General features: G+C 64.3%; 20 protein-coding genes. 9 read left to right on the plus strand and 11 right to left on the minus strand.

Annotated features, from left to right (window positions below):
* The 4 genes from FJ425_RS27575 to FJ425_RS27590 are packed head-to-tail and all read left to right on the plus strand — an operon-like array spanning position 1 to position 3,381.
* On the plus strand, positions 1–957 hold the full coding sequence (locus FJ425_RS27575) for a carbohydrate ABC transporter permease (protein ID WP_140545886.1): 957 nt from the start codon (positions 1–3) through the stop codon (positions 955–957).
* Positions 954–1,175, plus strand: coding sequence for a hypothetical protein (locus tag FJ425_RS27580; protein WP_095769197.1), 222 nt, complete (start codon positions 954–956; stop codon positions 1,173–1,175). The genes FJ425_RS27575 and FJ425_RS27580 overlap by 4 nt, the downstream gene beginning before the upstream one ends.
* Positions 1,172–2,278 carry an ABC transporter ATP-binding protein gene (locus FJ425_RS27585; protein ID WP_140727386.1) on the plus strand — a complete coding sequence of 369 codons (1,107 nt, stop codon included), beginning with the start codon at positions 1,172–1,174 and terminating at the stop codon, positions 2,276–2,278. Before FJ425_RS27580 ends, FJ425_RS27585 begins: the two co-directional genes overlap by 4 nt.
* The gene (locus FJ425_RS27590; RefSeq protein WP_140727388.1) at positions 2,278–3,381 is read left to right on the plus strand and encodes an ABC transporter ATP-binding protein; all 1,104 of its coding nucleotides are present in this window, start codon (positions 2,278–2,280) and stop codon (positions 3,379–3,381) included. Before FJ425_RS27585 ends, FJ425_RS27590 begins: the two co-directional genes overlap by 1 nt.
* 22 nt (positions 3,382–3,403) lie before the next feature.
* Here FJ425_RS27590 and FJ425_RS27595 read toward each other — a convergent pair whose 3' ends face one another.
* Positions 3,404–3,835: a DUF4437 domain-containing protein gene (locus FJ425_RS27595; RefSeq protein ID WP_140727390.1), complete on the minus strand. Its 432-nt coding sequence runs from the start codon at positions 3,833–3,835 to the stop codon at positions 3,404–3,406.
* Positions 3,836–3,933: 98 nt separating this feature from the next.
* On the minus strand, positions 3,934–4,902 hold the full coding sequence (locus tag FJ425_RS27600; RefSeq protein WP_140727392.1) for an AraC family transcriptional regulator: 969 nt from the start codon (positions 4,900–4,902) through the stop codon (positions 3,934–3,936).
* Positions 4,903–4,993: 91 nt separating this feature from the next.
* On the opposite strand from FJ425_RS27600, the gene FJ425_RS27605 reads away from it, so the two are divergent.
* Positions 4,994–6,211: an MFS transporter gene (locus tag FJ425_RS27605; protein ID WP_140727394.1), complete on the plus strand. Its 1,218-nt coding sequence runs from the start codon at positions 4,994–4,996 to the stop codon at positions 6,209–6,211.
* A gap of 66 nt (positions 6,212–6,277) precedes the next feature.
* Here the strand turns inward: FJ425_RS27605 and FJ425_RS27610 are convergent, their stop codons facing one another.
* Positions 6,278–6,625, minus strand: a complete 348-nt coding sequence (locus FJ425_RS27610; RefSeq protein WP_140727396.1) for a GFA family protein — start codon at positions 6,623–6,625, stop codon at positions 6,278–6,280.
* A 119-nt stretch (positions 6,626–6,744) separates the two neighbouring features.
* Between FJ425_RS27610 and FJ425_RS27615 the strand changes: the two genes are divergently transcribed.
* Entirely contained in the window at positions 6,745–8,040 is a 1,296-nt protein-coding gene (locus tag FJ425_RS27615; protein WP_140727398.1) for an amidase, read from the plus strand.
* 81 nt (positions 8,041–8,121) lie between these two features.
* Here the strand turns inward: FJ425_RS27615 and FJ425_RS27620 are convergent, their stop codons facing one another.
* The 4 genes from FJ425_RS27620 to FJ425_RS27635 form a co-directional block, all read right to left on the minus strand.
* A complete protein-coding gene (locus tag FJ425_RS27620) occupies positions 8,122–9,102 on the minus strand; it encodes a hydroxyacid dehydrogenase (RefSeq protein WP_140635532.1) in 981 nt (326 codons plus the stop codon).
* A 176-nt stretch (positions 9,103–9,278) separates the two neighbouring features.
* A complete protein-coding gene (locus FJ425_RS27625; RefSeq protein ID WP_140545878.1) occupies positions 9,279–9,995 on the minus strand; it encodes a FadR/GntR family transcriptional regulator in 717 nt (238 codons plus the stop codon).
* 2 nt (positions 9,996–9,997) lie between these two features.
* A complete protein-coding gene (locus FJ425_RS27630) occupies positions 9,998–11,167 on the minus strand; it encodes a mandelate racemase/muconate lactonizing enzyme family protein (RefSeq protein WP_140635534.1) in 1,170 nt (389 codons plus the stop codon).
* Between the two features lie 57 nt (positions 11,168–11,224).
* Positions 11,225–12,112, minus strand: a complete 888-nt coding sequence (locus tag FJ425_RS27635) for a sugar phosphate isomerase/epimerase (RefSeq protein WP_095769204.1) — start codon at positions 12,110–12,112, stop codon at positions 11,225–11,227.
* 401 nt (positions 12,113–12,513) lie between these two features.
* On the opposite strand from FJ425_RS27635, the gene FJ425_RS27640 reads away from it, so the two are divergent.
* The 3 genes from FJ425_RS27640 to FJ425_RS27650 all read left to right on the plus strand — a co-directional run bounded on the left by FJ425_RS27640 (position 12,514) and on the right by FJ425_RS27650 (position 15,955).
* Positions 12,514–13,569 carry a sugar phosphate isomerase/epimerase gene (locus tag FJ425_RS27640; RefSeq protein WP_140635535.1) on the plus strand — a complete coding sequence of 352 codons (1,056 nt, stop codon included), beginning with the start codon at positions 12,514–12,516 and terminating at the stop codon, positions 13,567–13,569.
* A gap of 143 nt (positions 13,570–13,712) precedes the next feature.
* Complete coding sequence (locus FJ425_RS27645; protein ID WP_140545875.1) at positions 13,713–14,900, plus strand: Gfo/Idh/MocA family oxidoreductase; 1,188 nt, start codon at positions 13,713–13,715, stop codon at positions 14,898–14,900.
* Between the two features lie 203 nt (positions 14,901–15,103).
* Entirely contained in the window at positions 15,104–15,955 is an 852-nt protein-coding gene (locus FJ425_RS27650; protein ID WP_140635537.1) for a sugar phosphate isomerase/epimerase, read from the plus strand.
* Between the two features lie 259 nt (positions 15,956–16,214).
* On the opposite strand, the gene phnE (FJ425_RS27660) is transcribed toward FJ425_RS27650, so the two are convergent.
* From phnE (FJ425_RS27660) to phnC, 4 genes are all read right to left on the minus strand, one after another.
* Complete coding sequence (phnE, locus tag FJ425_RS27660; protein WP_246673582.1) at positions 16,215–17,573, minus strand: phosphonate ABC transporter, permease protein PhnE; 1,359 nt, start codon at positions 17,571–17,573, stop codon at positions 16,215–16,217.
* Positions 17,574–17,665: 92 nt separating this feature from the next.
* A complete protein-coding gene (gene phnE / locus FJ425_RS27665; RefSeq protein ID WP_140635541.1) occupies positions 17,666–18,619 on the minus strand; it encodes a phosphonate ABC transporter, permease protein PhnE in 954 nt (317 codons plus the stop codon).
* A 166-nt stretch (positions 18,620–18,785) separates the two neighbouring features.
* A complete protein-coding gene (phnD, locus tag FJ425_RS27670) occupies positions 18,786–19,694 on the minus strand; it encodes a phosphonate ABC transporter substrate-binding protein (RefSeq protein WP_140544502.1) in 909 nt (302 codons plus the stop codon).
* Between the two features lie 139 nt (positions 19,695–19,833).
* Positions 19,834–20,691, minus strand: coding sequence for a phosphonate ABC transporter ATP-binding protein (phnC, locus tag FJ425_RS27675; protein WP_140635543.1), 858 nt, complete (start codon positions 20,689–20,691; stop codon positions 19,834–19,836).
* Between the last annotated feature and the right edge of the window lie 55 nt (positions 20,692–20,746).

A 20,746-nucleotide genomic window follows, 5' to 3' on the forward strand; every position in this document is an offset into this window, starting at 1 on the left:
ATGGCCGCCGTTCGCACTTCTTCCGAAGTCGCCTTCAACCGCATCGCCATCGCCGCGGTGCTGATCGCGACGCTGATCTTCCTGGCACCGATCTACTGGATCGCTTCGACGGCCTTCAAGCCGAAGGAGCTCGCCGTCAGCGTCCCGCCCACCGTGCTGTTCGAGCCCGAGGTGACGCCGTTCGTGCGGCTCTTCACCAAGCGCGTGCAGATGCAGAAGCCCGTCGATCCGCAAGTCTACGATGCCGCGCCCTGGTGGGAAAAACGCATCTATGACGGCGGCGAGCGGGTTCTCAAGGTCGGCAAGGACGTGCAGCTTTCGCAATATCCCGACCGGTTCATGAACAGCCTGATCGTGGCGGTGATCAGCACGGTGCTGGCTGTGGGCATGGGAACCTTCACCGCCTATGGCTTCTCACGCTTCAAGATCGCCGGCGAGGCGGACCTGCTCTTCTTCATCCTGTCGACCCGCATGCTGCCGCCGGTGGTGGTCGCCATTCCGATGTTCCTGATGTACCGGGTCGTGGGCCTCAACGATTCGCATATCGGCCTGATCATCCTCTATGTCGCCTTCAATCTTTCCTTCTCGGTCTGGCTGATGAAGGGCTTCATGGACGAGATCCCGAAAGAATATGAGGAGGCGGCGCTCGTCGACGGCTACACGCGCATGCAGGCCTTCTTCAAGATCGTGCTGCCGGAAGCGGCGACCGGCATCGCCGCCACCGCGGTGTTCTGCTTCATCACCGCCTGGAATGAATACGCCTTTGCGCTGATCATGACCAACCGGCGCGCCCAGACGGCGCCGCCCTTCATCCCCTCGCAGATCGGCTCCGGCCTGCCGGACTGGACGACGATCGCGGCGGGTACCTTCCTGTTCCTGTTGCCGGTCGCAATCTTCACCTTCCTGCTGCGCAACCATCTGCTTCGCGGCGTGACGTTCGGAGCAATCCGCAAATGAGTTTTCGCTCCACCAACGAGAAGTACCTGCTGCCGGCCTCGCAAATCCTCATGGTGCTGGGCATCGTAGCGCTCTGCCAACCATGGAGCCTCGGCCTGCATTCATACGGTGTGACGATCATCCTGATCGGGCTGATCGGCTTCAACATCACGTCCAAGATCGCACCGGAGCAGAGCGAGGAAACCGGCGCCGCGACGCATGAGGGAGCCCGCCAGTGACGCAGATCGAACTTCGCGGCATCGAGAAATTCTTCGGTGCCGTCCAGGTCATCCATAATCTGAACCTGGCCATCGCCGACAACGAGTTCATCGTGCTGCTCGGCCAGTCGGGCTGCGGCAAGACCACGACGCTGCGCGCCGTGGCAGGGCTGGAGACGATCGACCAGGGCGATATCCTGATCGACGGCAAGCCGGTGCAGCACCTCAAGGCGGCCGACCGCGACATCGCCATGGTGTTCCAGTCCTTCTCGCTCTACCCGCATATGACGGTGTTCGAGAACGTCGCCTTTCCGCTGCGTGCAATGCGCATGAGCAGCGGCGAAGTCGACAAGTCCGTGCGCGAGGTCGCCCGGGTCCTGCGCATCACCGATCTGCTCGACAAGAGGCCGTCGGCGCTCTCGGGCGGCGACATGCAGCGCGTGGCCATCGGCCGTGCGCTGGTGCGGCGCCCGAAGGCGATGCTGATGGACGAGCCGATCGGCGCGCTCGACGCCAAGCTGCGCGAGGAGATGCGCGCCGAGATCAAGCGCCTGCACGTCAAGCAAGGGTCGACCACGATCTATGTCACGCACGACCAGATCGAGGCGATGAGCCTCGCCGACCGCATCGTCATCATGCATGAAGGCTTCATCCAGCAGGTCGGCACGCCAGACGATGTCTATTCGCATCCGGCAAACCTGTTTGTGGCGCAATTCGTCGGCAGCCCAGTGATGAACATCGCCGAGGCCAGTGTCGCGGATCAGGCGGGCGCTGCCTCCGTAACCGTCGGCGATGCGCCGGCTGGCTTCGAGTTCCCGCGCCAGCTCCTGTCCAGGCTCAACGGGCATGCAGCCAATGGCGGCCTGACGCTCGGCATCCGCCCGGAGGGCGTACTCGTGCGGCACGATGCGGCGGCCGGCTACATGCCGGTCGAGGCGAGCATCATCGAGCCGCTCGGGTCCTTCGACATTGTCGATCTCAGGGTCGGCTCCACAATGCTGCGCGCCCGCACCAAGGCGGGCTACGTCTCGGGCCCCGGCGAGAAAGTCCATGTCCGCATCGATCCCGAGCAGGCGCACTTCTTCGACACGGCAAGCGGCAAGTCGCTGGGAGTAAGGCTGTAATGGCCCATATCGAACTGAAGAACATCACCAAGAAATACGGCAGCCACACCGCGCTGACGGGTCTGAACCTCGACATAGCCGACGGCGAGTTCTTCGTGCTGCTTGGCGAGACCGGCGCCGGCAAGACGACGACGCTACGCCTGATCGCCGGACTGGATAAGCCGACCGAGGGGCAAGTTCTCATCGATGGTGTCGACGTTGCCGGATGGGGTGCGGCCGAGCGCGACGTCGCGCTGGTGCTGCAGCAATATTCGCTTTATCCGCGCTACACTGTGCGGCAGAACCTCGAATTTCCGCTGAAGCCGAAGATCCGCAGGCTGCCGGATGCCGAGATCAAGGACCGTGTCGCGCGCGCCGCCCGCACGCTCAGGATCGAACACCTGCTCGACCGCAAGACCGACCGGCTTTCCGGCGGCGAGATGCAGCGCGTCTCGATCGGCCGCGCCATCGTGCGCAAACCGCGCGTGTTCCTGATGGACGAGCCGCTGTCGGCGCTCGACGCCAAGCTGCGCGAGGCGCTGCGCACGGAATTGAAGAACCTGCAGATGCAACTCGGCGCCACCTTCCTGTTCGTCACGCACGACCAGATCGAGGCCATGTCGATGGGCGACAAGGTCGGCGTGCTCAACCATGGCCGCATCGTCCAGACGGGCACGCCGCATGAGATCTACAACAACCCGCGCGACACCTATGTCGCGAGCTTCGTCGGCTCGCCGCCGATGAACCTCATCGACGGCAGACTTGTCGACGACCGCGCGGTGATGGCGCCGATGAATTTCGAACTGCCGCTCGCAATTGGGGCCAAGGCTTTCGGGGGAGCCAAGGCAAGCGGCGCGACCGACGGTCGCCCGCTCGTCTTCGGCATCCGTCCGGAGGATGTCTACCTGGAGAGCGGCGCGCCGGTCGAGGCACGGGTCCACGATGTCGAGAACCACGGCGTGGAGAAGATCCTGACGCTGAGGGTCGGCGACACGATGCTGCGGGCCACGGTGCCGGCCAGGACCGACGTCGCGATCGAAGAGCCGGTGCGCTTTGCCTGGAACCCGGACAAGGTGGTGATGTTCGACAAAGGTAGCGGTGTGAGCCTGCGGCACGCGGGATAGAAGTCGGGCTTAGCCCGCAGTCTTATTTCGGCAGATAGGTCTCGTAAGGCGTGTCGTTGATCAGCAGGATCACGCATTCGGTGTCCGACAGGCAGGCGTCGTCATGCATTTCGTCGGCCTTCTGGGTCCAGTAGGAGCCGGGCGGCAACTCGACCTTTGTGGCTTCGCCGCCCTGCATCTGCCAGTGCGCCCAGAGACCCTTGATGACCACTGCGCGGTAATCGGCGGTGTGGGCATGGACGGGCGCGCGCCAGTTGCCGGGAACCTTCAGCAGCGTGCCGGCCGGTCCTCTTGCCCGTTCGCCCCATAGCGGGCCAAGGCGCTGAGGCTGGCCTGGCGCTTCGACGGCATAAGGGATCTTGTCGGCGGACAAATAGCTGTCTTCCAGCGCGAAAGCGGGGCTCGGCAAGATGGCAAGTGCGGCAAGGGCAAGCGGTGCAAGATGATTGGGCATGGCGGTTTCCTCCGCCGGCCAGCTTATGCGGCCTCGGCCGACGCGGAATGACGCGGCGTCCAAAAGACTTGGCAATTCCTCCAGCCCGACAGCCGCGATCAGGATTGTTCGTCGCCGCTGGCATTGCGGAAATGGCTCGGCGCCACGCCCATCACCCGCTTGAAGGCGCGGCTGAAGGAGGCTTCCGAATCATAGCCCAATCTCGAGGCCGTGACCGAAACCCTCGTGCCGTCGCGGGTAAGCCATTGCCGCGCCTGATGCATGCGCACGCGCAGCACGTATTTGGCCGGCGTCTCGCCGACCACGGCGGCGAAGCGCTGCGCAAAGGCGGAGCGCGAGGCGCCCATCATCCTGGCCAGCGCCTCGACCGTCCAGTCGCGCTCCGGCTGCAGGTGGATGGCGGCGAGCACCTTGCCGACATCGGGGTTGCGCACGGCGGCAATCCATCCGGTGGCGTCGCCGCAGCCGTTTTCCACCCAGGAGCGGATGATGGTGGCGGCCAGCACGTCGGCCAGGCGAGCAAGAATGCCGCCGGAGCCGACGCGGTCCATCGCCACCTCGCCGGCCATGGCGTCGAGCAGATGCTGGATACCGGGCGCATTCGCCATCAGCTTATGCGCCTGCATGAGATCGGGCATCATCTCCAGCAGCGGATGCGAGCCGTCGAGGTTGAAATGCATCGAGCCGCAAAACAGCAAGGTCTTGCAGCCGTCGCAGCCGTTCGAGACGTCGTAGATGTTCTCGCATACCGGCTCGATGGTGTAGCGGCCGATCGGCACCGGCGGCACGCCGGGCGCGCTTGCCAGCACATGCTCGTCGCCGCGCGGGATCAGCAGCGCGTCGCCCAGCGAGAGCTCGATCCATTCCTTGGCCGGCGAGAAGAGCCAGCAGCCCTGCTGTCCGATGAAATGGAAACGCGCGGCCTTCTGCGCGGGGAAGGAGACGGCCCAGGGCTCGCCCAGCACGCAGCGGCCATAGTCGACGCCATCGAGGCGCAAGCCACGCAACATGTCGGTGAGCGGGTCGCCCGAAGTCTCCAAAACCGATTTGGACGAATTGTAATTCATTTCGGCGTTTCTAGCATGGAAACTCCAGATAGTCACTCCCTATGTTGCATTGCAGCTCAAATGTTGCGCTGCAACTCACCGGAGATTTGCCATGACCGAGCCCGCCACAGGCGCCATCGACGCCGCTGTCCTCGACAGAACCGAACCTGAAGAACGAAGTGAGCCTGCGTGGGCCGCGGTGGTCTCGCTGGCGCTCGGCGTTTTCGGCCTGGTCACCGCCGAATTCCTGCCCGCCAGCCTGTTGACGCGATTGGCGCAAGACCTGGGCGTCAGCGAAGGCGCCGCCGGACAGGCGGTGACCGCGACGGCTGTCGTCGGGGCAATTGCCGCGCCGACCATGGCGATCGTTACCAAGCGGCTCGACCGCCGGCTGGTGATGTGGATCCTATCTGTCCTGCTGATCGTCTCCAATCTCGTCGCCGCCTTCGCCTCATCGCTCACCATGCTGCTTCTCGCCCGTGTCGTGCTGGGCGTCGCGCTCGGCGGCTTCTGGTCGATGTCGGCGGCCATGGCGCTCAGGCTGGTGCCGATGCGGCTGATGCCGCGCGCCATGTCGATCATTCTCACCGGCGTCTCGGTCGCCACCGTGACGGCGGCTCCGGTCGGAGCCTATGTCGGCGACATCTGGGGCTGGCGCACGGCGTTTATGATCGCCGCGGTCGTCGGCGGGCTGGCGCTTCTGGTGCAACTCGCCACCCTTCCCGGCCTGCCGCCGACGACCGTGGCAAGCTTCCGCACGCTGGTCGAGGTGCTGAAGCGGCCTATGATCCGCATCGCGCTGCTGGTGGTGCTGCTGGTCGCTTCCGGACAGTTTGCCGGCTTCACTTATGTGCGGCCGTTCCTGGAGACCGTCCCGGCGATGCCGATCGAGACCATCTCGCTGGTGCTGCTCGCCTATGGCATTGGCGGCTTCTTCGGCAATTTCGCCGGCGCGTTCCTGGCCGAGCGCAACCTGAAAATGGCCGTGGGCCTGGCGCCGCTGCTGATCGCCCTCTCGGCGGCTGCGCTGCTTGCGCTCGGCGCTTCGCCGATTGCGGCGGCGGTCGCCGTCACCGCCTGGGGCTTTGCCTTCGGCGCCGTGCCGGTCGGCCTGCAGACTTGGCTGGTGCGCGCCGCGCCAGACCAGGCCGAAAGCGCCGGCGGGCTGATGGTCGCGACCTTCCAGGTGGCGATCGCGCTGGGCGCCATCTTCGGAGGGCTGCTGGTCGATCACGCCGGCGTGGCCAGCGCTTTCGCCTATGGCGGCGTGGCGACCTTGCTGGCGGCGCTGGTGGCGTTCCTGATGGGGCCCAAGCAGGCGGCGGAGTAGGCCAGACCGCTTGCCCTTCCGAGCATCGGCCCGGCTCTCACGAGCGCCGGGCTGTTAATTCTAGCTTCAAGCCGAGCGGCCGTCGAACTCGAACACTTCGATGCTGGCGATGTCGACGCCGTCGAGGCAGTTGATGTTGATATAGGCGGACCGTTCGTTGCCTTGGCCGACATCCTCGGCGAAGGGGTGGATGCCGCAGGTGCGGCAGAAGCGGTGCGCGATTTGAACCTTGCCGAAGGTGTAGCGTCCGAGGTCGTCGCCCCAGGCAACCAGATTGAGCTTCTCATGCGGCACGGCCCACAAAAGCGCGCCCTTGCGTGAGCAGATCGAGCAGTTGCAGCGCACGGCCATGCCGAGCTCGCCCTTGACCTCGAACGCCACCTTGCCGCAGTGGCAGCTGCCTTTGTACAGCATCAGCATCTTTCCATCGCTGGCAGGGTGCAAAGGCACACTTGCCGGGTTATCTCTTTGCCGGCCAACACCAGGCCGCACGCCTAAAAGACGTTGCAATTTTGCAAGGCCCGACATCGAAAATGCAATCCATCCGCGACCGCCTCGAAATCATCCTGTCACGTCTTGCCAATCGGGCGGCGGATGAGAAGGTCTATACGAAGCTCTATGCCGAAGCCGCGCGGGCAGCCGCCGATGCGTCCGATGCCCGCCGCAAGGCCGGCGTCAGCCTTGGGCCGCTCGACGGGCGCATCGTTTCGATCAAGGATCTGTTCGACGTCGCCGGAGAGCCGACGACGGCCGGATCGCTGATCCGCGCCAGCGCCGAACCGGCGGCGCGGGACGCGGCGATCGTGCAGAGGCTGCGCCAGGCGGGCGCGGTCATCCTCGGCAAGACCAACATGACCGAGTTCGCCTTCACAGCGATCGGCGACAATCCGCATCACGGCACACCGGGCAACGCTGCCGATGCCGGCCTGATCCCGGGCGGCTCGTCATCTGGAGCCGGCGTTGCGATCGGCGAGGGCACAAGCGACATCTCCATCGGTTCGGACACCGGCGGTTCGGTGCGCATTCCCGCCTCGCTCAACGGCATCGTCGGCTTCAAGCCGACGGCGCGGCGCGTGCCTTTGACGGGCGCCTTTCCGCTGTCGATCACGCTGGATTCCATCGGTCCGCTTGCCCGCAGCGTCGCCGATTGCGCCATCGCCGATGCGGTCATGGCGGGGGAAGAGCTTGCGGCCCTTCAGCCGGTCTCGCTCGCCGGCCTGCGCGTCGGCATTCCACGCGGCGTGCTTTTCGACGAGACGCAGGAGCAGGTCGCCGAAGCTTTCGAGGCCTGCATCGACAGGATCGGGCGGGCCGGCGCCCGTGCAGCCGATTTGTCCATCGACGATCTCATCGCCGAGATGCGCGCGGCAACCAGGCGCGGCACGATCGCGTCGATGGAAGGCGCCGAAATCCATGCCGATTGGTTGGCGAGCGGCGCCTCGGTGCCGGTCGATCCGCATGTCACCGGGCCATTGACGCGCGCGCTGGCTGTCCCTGCCTCGGCCTACATCCGGACGATCCGCCGCCGCGCCGAACTGGCCGCCTTGATGGACGAACGGCTGGAGGCGGTCGATGTTCTGGCATTGCCGACCGTGCCGATGGTCGCGCCGTCCATCGCCGCCATGGCCGGCGACGAAGAACTGCGCGACAAGACGGAAGGGCTGCTCTTGCGCAACACGCAGGTCGCCAACCAGTTCGACCTTTGCGCGATCTCGCTGCCGATGACCGGCACGAAACTGCCGGCCGGATTGATGCTGGTGGGCAAGCACGGGCATGACAGTCATCTGCTGCGCATTGCCGCCGCGGTCGAGACTTTGCTTGGCCGTTGATTGCGGAGGCCATCAGGATGCAAGTCCGGAAAGGCTGGCGGGAATCTCAGGTCTGCACCTGTCGCGATGTTCGCCTCGGAACTATTCGCCGACCGGAAAGCGCCGCCGGTAGTGCTCGATCACTTCCGGATTGCGCAGGTTGACCGGCAGCTTGCCGGCGAGCACCAGCAAGGCCTCGCCGGCGGCGCCGACACCCATGCGCATCATTGATTCCTCGGTGATGCCGGCCATATGCGGGGTGACGATGACGTTGTCGAAGCCGAAATAGGGATGGTTCGGCGGCAGCGGTTGGGTCGCAAAAACGTCGAGCGCAGCGCCGCCGATGCGGCCGGCACGCAGGGCTTCGATCAGCGCCTCATCATCCACCACCGGGCCGCGCGAGACATTGATCAGCAGCGTGTTGGGTTTCATGCGGGCAATGCGCTCTCGACTGATGAGGCCGCGCGTTTCCTGCGTCAGCGGGCAGCAGAGCACGATGATGTCGCTCTGCTCGACCAGCGCATCGATCGACAGGAAGCCGACACGCTCGGGCGCGGGGCGCAGGCTGCGCGTGGTCGCCACGACATTGAGGTCGAAGCCGTGCGCGGCGATGTGGCCGACAGCCTGGCCGACCGCGCCGAGGCCGACGATGCCGATGGTCTTGCCGGCCAGCTCGCTGGTCGAGTTGGCGTGCTCGCGGCCGGCAAGCCAGCCCTTGGCGCGCAGGTCGCGGTCCATCATTCGGAAGCGCCGCAGCAGGGCAAGTGTCACGAACATCACATGCTCGGCGACCGAGCGGGCGTTGACGGCGGGCACGTTCGCCACCAGCACGCCGGCGGCGGTCGCGGCCTCGACCGGGATCATGTCCAGCCCGGCGCCGTGGCGGATCGCGGCGCGCAGGCTCGAAGCACCCGCAAACAGCTCCGGCGGCAGCGGCGCGCGCACGATGACGATGTCGGCGTCGCTGGCCTCCGCGGTCAGTGTCTTGGCATCGAGCGCGGAAGCGATCGCAAGCCGTCCGGCGCCGGCCAGCATCGCCGTGGCGCGAGGATGCAGCGGATGCGTCGACAGTATCTTGCGCATGGGGTTCCATTCCCGCATTTGTGCGATGCCAAGCTAAACGTCTGGCTGCAAAATGCTCAAGGGCATTTCGCCGTTTCACGGAAACGGAGAACTGCCCTGTCTCTGTGGGTTCACTTTCGGACGGAAGGCTACGGCGAAGGTGCCGAACCTGACCGTCCACACTTTCCTGAAATTGCTCAAGCCTTCTCGAGCGCAGCGCTTTTCGGCTCCATTCCGCGGCCTTCGATAATCCCCTTCCAGTAGCTCTCGGCGCCCTGCAAATGGGCATTCATCAGGGCCTGGGCGAGGTTGCCGTCGCGGCGCAACAGCGCTTCGTAGATCTGGATATGCTCGGCATGCGAACGCACCGAGCGTTCGGGATCGTTGAAATAGATCGGCAGGCGCTGCTCGCCCATCAGGTAATAGACGCTGCAGATATTGTGGAAGACGCTGTTCTTGGTCGCGCGCACGATCTCGAGGTGAAACTCGCGGTCTTCCTTGGCGAGGCCTTCGCCGGCGGCGATGCGCTCTTCGGAAGCCTTCAGGATTTCGCGCAGGCGCTCGAAGTTCTCCTCGGTGGCGCGCGAGCAGGCAAGCTCGGCCGCCTTGATCTCGTGGATCTTGCGCAACTCGACGGTTTCGTAGATCTGCACCGGATCGAGCGGCAAGCCGGCGCGGGCGAACAGCGCCAGCGCTTCCACGCTCGCCTGCTTGGTGTCGATATAGATGCCGGATTTGGCGCGGCGCTCGACGATGCGCATGGCCTCGAGGATGGCGAGCGCCTCGCGGATCTGGCCGCGGCTGACACCGAAATGTTCCGCCAGCTCTCGCTCGGAGGGCGTGCGGCCGGACTCCTTGTCCGAGTTGGAAAAGAGATAGGCGGCGAGTTCCGCGAGAAGGTTCTTTTCTTTCATCGTCAAATACGTTGCGCGTGCGCCTCCAGGAATCGCTCGGAGATGGTGAATCCCAATCCAGGCTTTTCAGGGATCGCTATCATACCGTCCTTCGCCTCGACAGTCTCCTCGACGAGGTCGTGGATCATCGGGTTGGCGCCGAGCGAATATTCAATGGTGAAGCTGGCGGGTGAGGCGGCACACACATGCAACCCGGCAAAGAAGCAGGGCGCGCCGGCCCATAGATGCGGCGCGAATCGCAGGTTGAAGGCGCTGGCGATGGTGCCGATCTTCATCGCCTCGCTGATGCCGCCGCAGAAGGCGGGATCCGGCTGGAAGATGTCGGCCGACTTCAGCACAGCCAGATCGCGGAAGGCATAGCGCGTCGCCTCGCTTTCGCCAGTGGCGATCGGCGTCGATCCCGAGGCGCGCACGTCGGCCATGCCCGGCTTGTCGTCGGCGGTCACCGGTTCCTCAAACCAGGCAAGGTCGAGATCGGCGGTGAGGTTGATGAAGCGCTTGGCCTCGGCGACGGTATAGGTGCCGTGCGCGTCGACCATCAGATCGACGTCGGGACCGATCGCCTGCCTTGCGGCGCGCACGCGCGCGGCCGAGGCATGTGGGGCACCATCCATGGCGCCGATGCGCATCTTCAGCGCCTTGAACCCGCCCTTGGCGATGTAGGATGTCAACTGCTCGCCGATGGCGTCGGCTGAGGCCCAGCCGCCCGAGGCATAGGCCTGCATGCGCTCGACCTTGCGGCCGCCGAGCAGCCGCCACACCGGCTGCCCCAGCGACTTGCCGAGGATGTCCCACAGCGCGATGTCGACGGCGCTGATCGCCGCCACACTCATGCCGCGTCGCGCCAGCTGCGGCATGGCATGGCCGGCATGCGCCGCCGTCTCATGCCGCACGCCGTTGTAGAGCATTTCCCAGATGATGCCGATGTCGGCCGGATCGCAACCGATCAGCTGCGGGCCGATCTCGTGGTTGAGCATATGGACGAGCGCGCCATAGCTGCCAGCGCTGCCGGCGGCGTTCTTGCCCTCGCCCCAGCCGACAAGGCCGTCAGCGGTCTCGATGCGCAGAATGGCGGCGTCGAACGTCGTCACCTGACCGAAGTCGCTGCGATGCTGCTTCGCGACTTCGATCGGGATACGAACCCACCAGGCCTGGACGCTCTTGATGCGCATGTTTTCCCTTCGGCCCCTCCGCCCGCCGGGTGGAAGGGACAGGTTTCGATCGGAGGCCTACTTGATCAGCGGCAGCAGCGTTTCGGCGGTGATGCGCATCTGGTCGGTGTAGAATTTTTCCGTGAGCACGCTGGAGCCGTGGTCCTGGATGAATTTGAGCTGCTCGGGCGAGATGTCGACCGGATTGCGCTCGACCATCTCCGGATAGGGCGCCGCCGGCGTGCGGTCGACGGGCGCGACGAACTCGTTGGTCAGCGCGCCGTCATAGCCGACTTCCTTCAACGTGCGCACGATCTTCGGCCAGTCGATCTGGCCAAGGCCGGCTGCGAAGCGGTTGTTGTCAGCGACATGGAAATCGAACAGGCGCTTTCCGACCTGACGGATCGCGTCATAGACGTTAAATTCCTCCATGTGGATATGGTAGGCGTCGAGGCAGACGCCGCATTCGGGGCTCACCGCATCGGCGAGCGCCAGCGCCTGGGCGCCGCGGTTGAAGAGGTAGGTCTCGAAGCGGTTGAGCGGCTCGACGGCGATCCTGACGCCGACCTTCTGGGCATGGCTGAAACATTCGCGCGTGGCATCGACCACCCAGCCCCATTCCTCCGCCTCGGTGCCGTCCGGCACGACCTTGCCGACGGTCGCGGGCACCAGCGTGATGATCTCGCCGTCGAGCTCGCTGACCATGGTGAGCACGTCCTTGACGTATTGGACGGAGCGCTCGCGCTGGCCCTGGTCCCTTGCGGCGAGGTTGCGCTCGCCGAGCATCAGAGTCACCGAACCCCAGCAGCGGATGCCGTGCTCCTTCAGGAGCGCGCGCGTCTCCTTGGTCTTGTACTGCTCGGGCTCGCCGGAAATCTCGATCGATTCGTAGCCGAATTTCTTGATGCGCTTGAGCGTCACCTCCAGCGGTTCCGCCCGCATCCAATTGTGCGTCGAAAGATGCATGGTCTATCCTTCCCAGAATTCGCCTGTCACATTCTACCCCGCGACGCCTCCAGTAGAGGCGGGCGCATGATTCCTCCCCAAGGCGTTGCCAGCGTTTTCCTCGAAACTGGTTCGACCAATTGGGCCCTTCATGACCTCTACAGCAAATTTTCATGCACGGCAACAAGTGGGCGGCTGAAGCTCTATCGGCCGAGCAATAGTCTGATTTTACGTGGTAATTCCACTTATCTATTTGCAAGCTCGGCTCGCCTCCGCGGTTTTCGGCCGCTTGACCGAATTCCGGGATTTGGTAATACCAGAATGGCGCAATGCATAGACGCCGACAGGGTTGACCAAACAGGCTGGCCCTCATTTCAATAGGCGCTATGCTTGGTCGCGAAAACAAACGAGGGAGGATGCCGATGCCGACGACGATGAAGGGCCCCGGCCTGTTTCTGGCGCAGTTCGCGGGCGACGCCGCGCCATTCAATTCGCTGGGTTCCATCACCAAATGGGCAGCAGGGCTGGGCTATAAGGGCGTGCAGATCCCGAGCTGGGACGCACGCCTGTTCGACCTCGAGAGGGCAGCGTCGTCGAAGGCCTATTGCGACGAGGTGAAAGGCGTCTGCGCGGATGCAGGCGTCGAGATCACCGAATTGTCGACGCATCTGCAGGGGCAACTGGTCGCGGTGCATCCCGCCTATGACGCGCAGATGGATGGCTTTGCGCCGCCATCGGTGCACAACAATCCCACCGCACGGCAAAAATGGGCTGTCGAGCAGATGAAGTTCGGCGCCAAGGCATCGCGCAATCTCGGGCTGAACGCTTCGGTGTCGTTCACCGGCTCGTTGGCTTTCCCTTACCTTTATCCGTTCCCGCAGCGCCCGGCCGGCCTCATCGAGGAAGCTTTCGGTGAACTCGGCAAACGCTGGAAGCCGATCCTCGATGTCTATGAGGACAATGGGGTCGATGTCGGCTACGAGATCCATCCGTCCGAGGACGTGTTCGACGGCGCTACGTTCGAGATGTTCCTCGACGCGGTCGGCGGCCATAAGCGCTGCAACATCAACTACGACCCGTCGCATTTCCTTTTGCAGCAGCTCGACTATCTCGAATTCATCGACATCTACCACGAGCGGATCAAGGCGTTCCACGTCAAGGACGCCGAGTTCAACCCGACCGGGCGGCAAGGCGTCTATTCCGGCTATCAGGGCTGGGTGAACCGTGCAGGGCGCTTCCGCTCGCTGGGTGACGGGCAGGTCGATTTCGGCGGCATCTTCTCCAAGCTCACCCAGTACAATTACGATTCCTGGGCGGTGCTGGAATGGGAGTGCTGCCTGAAACATCCCGAGGACGGGGCGGCGGAAGGGGCGCCTTTCATCCAGCACCACATCATCCGGGTGACGGAGAAGGCCTTCGACGATTTCGCCGCCGGCACGACCGATAAAAAGCTGCTGCGGGCGATGATGGGGATTTGACTGCAGCTCCCTTGAGGAGGTTCGGCCGCAGGTCCGGGTGGGGTTGAATCCCAAGTCGCAGCGGACTCTTATACCCCCACCCCGACGCTGCGCGTCGACCCTCCCTACAGGGGAGGGTGAGGAACTAAAGAGAGAGGACAAGAATGGTCGGCGCATCGAAGTCGGAAGCGGGAGGCGGCCCGATCCGCTATGGCATGGTCGGCGGCGGGCAGGGCGCCTTCATAGGCGCGGTGCATCGCATCGCGGCGCGCATGGACAACGACTTCGTGCTGGTGGCCGGCGCGCTGTCGTCGGATCCGGCGCGGGCCAAGGCATCGGCCGAAGAACTCGGGCTCGATCCCGCGCGCAGCTATGGCTCCTACGCCGAGATGGCCAAGGCCGAAGCCAAGCGTCCCGACGGTATCGAGGCGGTGGCGATCGTGACGCCAAACAACGTGCATGTGCCGGCGGCGAAAGCCTTCCTCGAGGCTGGCATCCACGTCATCTGCGACAAGCCGCTGGCGACCTCGCTGGCCGAGGCGAAGAAGCTTGCCGGCCTGGTCGAAAAGACCGGCAAGGTGTTCGTGCTGACGCACAATTACACCGCCTATCCGATGATCCGGCAGGCACGCGAGATGGTGGCCAAGGGCATGCTCGGCGACATCCGCATCGTGCAGTCGGAATATCCGCAGGACTGGCTGACCGAGGACCTTGCCGCCACCGGCCAGAAGCAGGCCTCCTGGCGTTCCGACCCCAAGCAGGCAGGCGCCGGCGGGGCGCTCGGCGACATCGGCACGCATGCCTATAATCTCGCCCGCTTCGTGTCCGGGCTAGAACTGGACACTTTGTCAGCCGATCTCGACGCCTTCGTGCCGGGGCGCCAGCTCGACGACAATGTCAACGTCATGCTGCGCTTCAAGCCAGTCGGCAAGTCGCATCCGGCCAAGGGCATGATCTGGGCCAGCCAGGTGGCGCCCGGCCACGAGAACGGGCTGAAGCTGCGCATCTACGGCTCCAAGGGCGGGCTGGAATGGGTGCAGGCCGACCCGAACTATCTCTGGTACACGCCGTTCGGCCAGCCGAAGCAGCTTTTGACGCGTGCCGGCGCGGGCGCGATGCCCGTGGCTGCGCGCGTCAGCCGCGTGCCGTCCGGTCATCCGGAGGGCTACCTTGAAGGTTTCGCCAACATCTACCAGGAGGCCGCGCGCGCCATTCGGGCGGCGCGCAGGAAAGGCGGCAAGCCGGCTAAGGATGTGGTCTTCCCGACGGTCGCGGACGGCGTCGAAGGCATGGCCTTCATCGAGGCCTGCGTGAGGTCGTCGAAGAAGAATGGGGCGTGGACGAAGCTGTAGGGAATCCCCCTCACCCGGATTGCCAGCCGAATTGCGAAGAGCAATTCGGGGCAATCCGACCTCTCCCCGAGGGGAGAGGAGGTGGCAGGCGCCGGCGACAACCTCTTCTCCCCTTGGGGAGAAGGTGGCCGCGAAGCGGCCGGATGAGGGGGAGTGCGGCCCGCTAGCGCAAATGGCTGGCGGCAAGCGGGGAGGGGGTGTCGATGAAAATCGGCATGTGCATGTTCTTGTGGACCACCAGCGTCTCGAAGAAGCACGAGGCGCTGCTCAAGGACATCAAGGCGACCGGCTTCGACGGCGTCGAGATACCCGTCTTCGTCGGGGTGCCCGACGACTATAAAAAACTTGGCGCGATGCTCGACCACATCGGCCTGGAGCGCACCGCTGTCTCGGCCATGGGCGATCCGGCGATGAACCTGATCTCGCCGGACGCCGCCACCCGCAAGGCCGGCATCGACTATATGAAATGGGCGATCGACTGCAGCGCAGCCCTCGGCGCGGACACGCTCAGCGGACCGCTGCATTCGACACTCGGCGCCTTTTCCGGCCGCGGGCCGACTACCGCCGAAAAGAAGCGCTCGGTCGCCTCGCAGCGCGCCATCGGCGACCATGCCGGCAAAAGGGGCGTGACCATCGGGCTCGAAGCGCTCAACCGCTTCGAATGCTATCTCGTCAACACCATGGCCGACCTGTCGGAACATGTCGACGCGATCGACCGGCCGCACATCAAGGCGATGTACGACACGTTTCACGCCAATATCGAGGAGGCCGATCCGATCGGCGCCTATACGAAGCATCGCCGAAATGTCGTTCATATCCACATTTCGGAGAATGATCGTGGCGTGCCGGGGCGCGGCAACATCCCGTGGAAGGAGACGTTCTCCGCCATCCGGAAAAGCGGCTACGACGACTGGCTAACCATCGAATCCTTCGGCCGCTCGCTGAAGGACCTGGCGGCGGCGACCAAGGTGTGGCGCGATTTCGCCGAGAGCCCGGAGGCGGTTTATCGCGAGGGGTATCGGCATATCAGGGACGGGTGGAAGAACGCGGCGTAAGCTGCTCACTTTGTCATCCACGGGCGGAGCAAAGTCGTCCAACATCCGCCGTCGCGATCCTTCGCGCCCCCCTCTGTCCTGCCGGACATCTCCCCCACAAGTGGGGAGATTGGCGGCTTCGGCGCTCCGCTCAATCCTGTTACGTGGGCGATTGGCGAAAGCCGCGATGACGGCTGATCTCCCCCCAAGTGGGGGAGATGCCCGGTAGGGCAGAGGGGGGCGCTGTCCCGCCGACCTCTCCTTAGAAGCAGCAGTCCAACTACACCTGCGCCGCCTGCAGCCGATTGTAATCATGCAGCGTGCGGCTCAGCCTGCGGCGCAGGAAGTTCGAGATGTTGTCGAAGATGAAGACGACAAGCAGCGTCAGCAGAACCATGTAGAAGACGTTGGCCCAGTTCGAATTGGTGCGCATCGCTTCCCAGAGCTTCAGGCCGATGCCGCCGGCGCCGACGGCGCCGATGATGGTGGCGCCGCGGGTGTTGGATTCCCACTGGTAGAGCGTCTGGCTGATGAAGACCGGCACCACTTCCGGCAGCACGCCGTAGCGCTGCACCAAAATGCCGTTGGCGCCGGTCGAAAGCACGCCTTCGCGCGGCTTGTCGTCGATGTTCTCCAGCGCCTCGGAATAGGTTTTGCCCAATGTGCCGATCTCGGTGAAGAAGATCGCCGCACTGCCGGCCAGCGGTCCGGGGCCGAAGGCGCGGGTGAAGAACAGCGCCCAGATCAGCATGTCGACCGAGCGCATGAAATCGAAGAAGCGCTTCAGCACCTGGCCGAGCAGCCCGCTCGGCGTGATGTTGCGGGCGGCGAAAAAGGCAAGCGGGAAGGCGACGATGCCGCCAAGCAGCGTGCCGAGGAAGGCCATGACGATGGTCTGCAACAGCTTCGTCCAGACATCGCCGTGCTGCCACTGGGCGTTGTTCCAGATGTTGTCGGCGGCCAAGGCGAGGTTTGAGGTGCCCGGCCTGAGCTCTGGCCCGGAGGCGATGAGCGAGATGACCTCGCCGGTCGACTTGCCGAAGAAGGGCGAGCGCGTGTCGAAGACGAAATTGGCCCAGCCGAGGAAGCGCTTGCGCACCTTGACGCGATCGACGGTGACGCGCACCTCGCCGACAAAGCCCATCTTGGCGACGATCTCGTCGTCATGGACGGTCACCCAGTCGGGCACCGGGCCTGTAACCACCGGCTTGCCGCCGGTCAGCGACACCGGCACCGTCTGGCCGTTGGCGACGATCGTTGCCCTGACCTTGTCGAAGGTGACGGATTTGTCCCGACCGTCGATCAGGACGGTGAAGGTGCCGTCCGGATTCTTGATCACCCAGTCGGGATCAGGATGCTCGCCGAGCGCCGAGAAGCGCGGATATTTCGGCGTGATCTCGGGCTGGTCGAGCCGGAACTCCGGCTGCAAATCGTAGCTGATCCATTGCGACAGGAAGAGCGGCAGGCGCTCCCAGTGCGACTCGCGCAGCACCTGCGGCAGGCTGAAGAACCACAAGGCATAGGCGAGATAGAGCACGGTGCCGGCGATCAGCAGCAGCGGCCAGAAACGCTTGTAGGCCGGCCGCTGGAATATCTGCGGATGGCGGTCTTCGATGGCGCTCAGTTCAGAGGCGGTCATGGCCATAGCTTACTCTTTGGTCCTGACCATGATCTTGTCCGAAAACCGGCATCGATTTTTCGCTAACGCGGTCCTTCGGTTCGGGATCATGGTCACGCGCTCATCAGGAAAGCCTGCTCGCCGACGAGCTTGCGGCGCAGCCAAGCGGAGAACTGGTCGACGAGGAAGATGGTGACGAAGAGCAGGAGCACCATCGCCAGCGTCTTGGCGCCGAAGCCGCGTGAAATGGAAAGCTTCAGCTCCTCGCCGATGCCGCCGCCGCCGACCGCACCCATGATGGTCGAGATGCGCACGTTGATCTCGATCCGAAGCAGCGTATAGGACATGAAATTGGGCAACACCTGCGGCAGGTCGGCGAAGCGCACGCGCTCGAACCAGTTGGCGCCGACAGCGCGCAGGCCCTCTTCCGCGCGCATGTCGATGTTCTCGTTGATCTCATAGAACAGCTTGCCCAGCGCGCCGATCGAATGCAGGCCGATGGCGATGATGGCGGCGACCGGGCCGATCGAGACGATGGCCGCGAACAGGCCGGCGATGACGATCTCGGGGAAGGCGCGCAGCAATTCCATGAAGCGCTTGACGATAAGCCGCAGGATCGGGCTCGGCGTCAGGTTGCGCGCGGCGATGAAGGAGAAGGGAACGGCGAAGACGAAGCCGATGAAGGTCGAGACCAGCGCCACGTTCACCGTGGTCAGCATAAGCTCGAAATATTCGGGGATGTAGAAGCCGCCCCAGACATAGACGCGGCCGAGCGGGAAGTTGAATTCCTGCGTGCCCTTGTCGCTGGGCGAGGCGATGTCGAACAGGGCGCGCCAGACATCGTTCCAGTCCTTCGGGACCAGCCAGCTCAGGAAATCGAGGATGTGCGGCAGCCGGTCGAAGAAATGCCCGGCATTGGCTTCGTCGGCGAACCACATGGTGGCGCACATGGCGACAAGCAGCAGGCCGACGCCGAGCGCGGTGTAGAAACGTCGCAGCGAGGTCTGGCGCCGCCAGGCGTCGGCCTGCTGGCGGGTGGCGTCGGAATGAAGTGTCGCTGATGTCATGATCGGGACATGCAAAAAGGGCGGCGTCGCCGCATCGGCCCGAAAATCGAAATCCCGATCTTCGGAAAAAGCCGATGCGGCCATTCAAAGTGCTAAAGCGTACTTTGTGCGTCCAACTGGACGCACGCCGCTTTAGAGGAAGCCGCCGCCCTTTCTGATCTTGCCGTCAGCCGCCGATGGCGGCTTTGCGGGCTTCGACGATGACGCTGTAGAAGTCAGGCTTCACCGGGACGTAGCCGGTGAAATCGCCACCCTCGACGCCTTCGAAGCAAGCCTTGTCCTTGGCCGGCAGCGCGGTGAAGAAAGCGGTGAGCTTGGCGGCCATGTCGTCGCCGAGCGCGGTGCGGACAACCAGCGGGCCGTTCGGGATCAGGCCCGAGCGCCACACTTCGACGAAGTCGTTCGGGTCGACGGCGCCCTTGGCGACTTCCTTGTGGAAGGTACCTGAGGTGTAGCCGTTCTTGAAGTCGCCGATGCCGGAGGAATCGTCCACCGCCACGTCGACCTTGCCGTCGCGCACGGCCAGCACGTTGTTCTCGTGGCCGCCGTTGAACTGGGTCGAGGCGAAGTAGGTTTCGTTGGAAGCGCCGGTGTCCTTCGGAATCTGGGTCAGCGGGATCAGATAGCCGGAGGTCGAATCCGGATCGGCATAGCCGAGCTTCTTGCCCTTGGCCGACTTGATGTCGGTGATCCCCGAGGTCTTCAGCGCCAGGCCGATCGAGAAGTAGCCGGTCGAGCCGTCGGTCTGCTTGGTGGTGAGGATCGGCGTGACTGCCTTCGGGTCCTTGAGATAGACGCTGGCATAGCCGGAAGCGCCGAGCTCGGCGAAGTCGAGCGTGCCGCCGAGCAGGCCCTGGATGACGCCGTCATAGTCGGCGGCCGGGAACAGCGACACCTTCTCGAAGCCGAATTCCGACTTCAGGTGATCGGCGAGGCACTGGTAGTTGCGCAGACGGTCGGTCTCATTCTCGCCGCCGAGGATGCCGACGCGGAATTCCTTGACGTCAGCGGCGTGCGCGGCGCTTGCCGCCATGGCGAGCAGCGATACCGCCCCAAAAACCATCTTCCTGAACATTTTGTCTCTCTCCTGTTGCTCCGGCTGCGCCGGCGGCGTTCTGATTTTTCAAGTCTTGCCTTTGACGCTGGCGGGCGATCCGGGTTGCTCTGCTGAAATCCACGATTTGCCCGCACCGGCTGGGGCCGGGACGGTGGATTCAGTAGCCAGGAAAGGCTGGTTCGAGCGGTCCGGCGGATGCGGTGATCTTCGGCTTGATGGTCACGCTGGTCGACGTGATGGCTTCCGAGATCTCGGCGCCGCTGGCATCGGCGCCGTAGACGGTGCGCACGGCATCGCGGTCGAGGTCTTCCGGAGCGCCGTCGAAGACGACCTTGCCGGCCGCCATGCCGATGATACGGGTGCAATAGGCGCGCGCCGTGTCCAGCGTGTGCAGGTTGGTGACGACGGTGATGCCTTCGCGCAGATTGATGTCGCGCAGCGAGTCCATCACCACCTTGGCGTTGAGCGGGTCGAGCGAGGCGATCGGCTCATCTGCCAGAATGACCTTCGGCTGCTGCATCATGGCGCGGGCGATCGCCACACGCTGCTGCTGACCGCCGGACAGCGTGCCGGCCGGCTGCAGCGCGGTGCGGGCGATGTCGAGGCGCTCGAGCGCGGCCACGGCCTCGGCGCATTCGGTGCGTGTGAACATGCCGAGCAGATTGGAAACCGTCGAGCGATGATTGAGACGCCCGAGCAGCACGTTGGTCAGCACGTCGAGACGCGGCACGAGGTTGAACTGCTGGAAGATCATGGCGCAGTCGCGCTGCCAGCGCCGCAGCGGCGATCCCTGCAGGCTGGAAACCTCCGCGCCCTCAAAAAAAATCGATCCTTGGCTCGGATCGATGAGACGGTTGATCATGCGCAAAAGCGTCGACTTGCCGGCGCCGGAACGGCCGATGATGCCGACCATCTGGCCGCGCGGGATCGAGATGTTGATATCGCTGACGGCGGTGTTCTTGCCAAATCGTCGGGTTACGCCGCGGATCTCAAGCGTGGCCGATGATGCTGACATACCAAAACTCCAGTCCGTCGCGCTTCGCAGGTCTGTTAACCTTCGCTAGCGCAGG

Source organism: Mesorhizobium sp. B2-7-2, from assembly GCF_006440775.1.
Classification (GTDB): Bacteria; Pseudomonadota; Alphaproteobacteria; order Rhizobiales; family Rhizobiaceae; genus Mesorhizobium.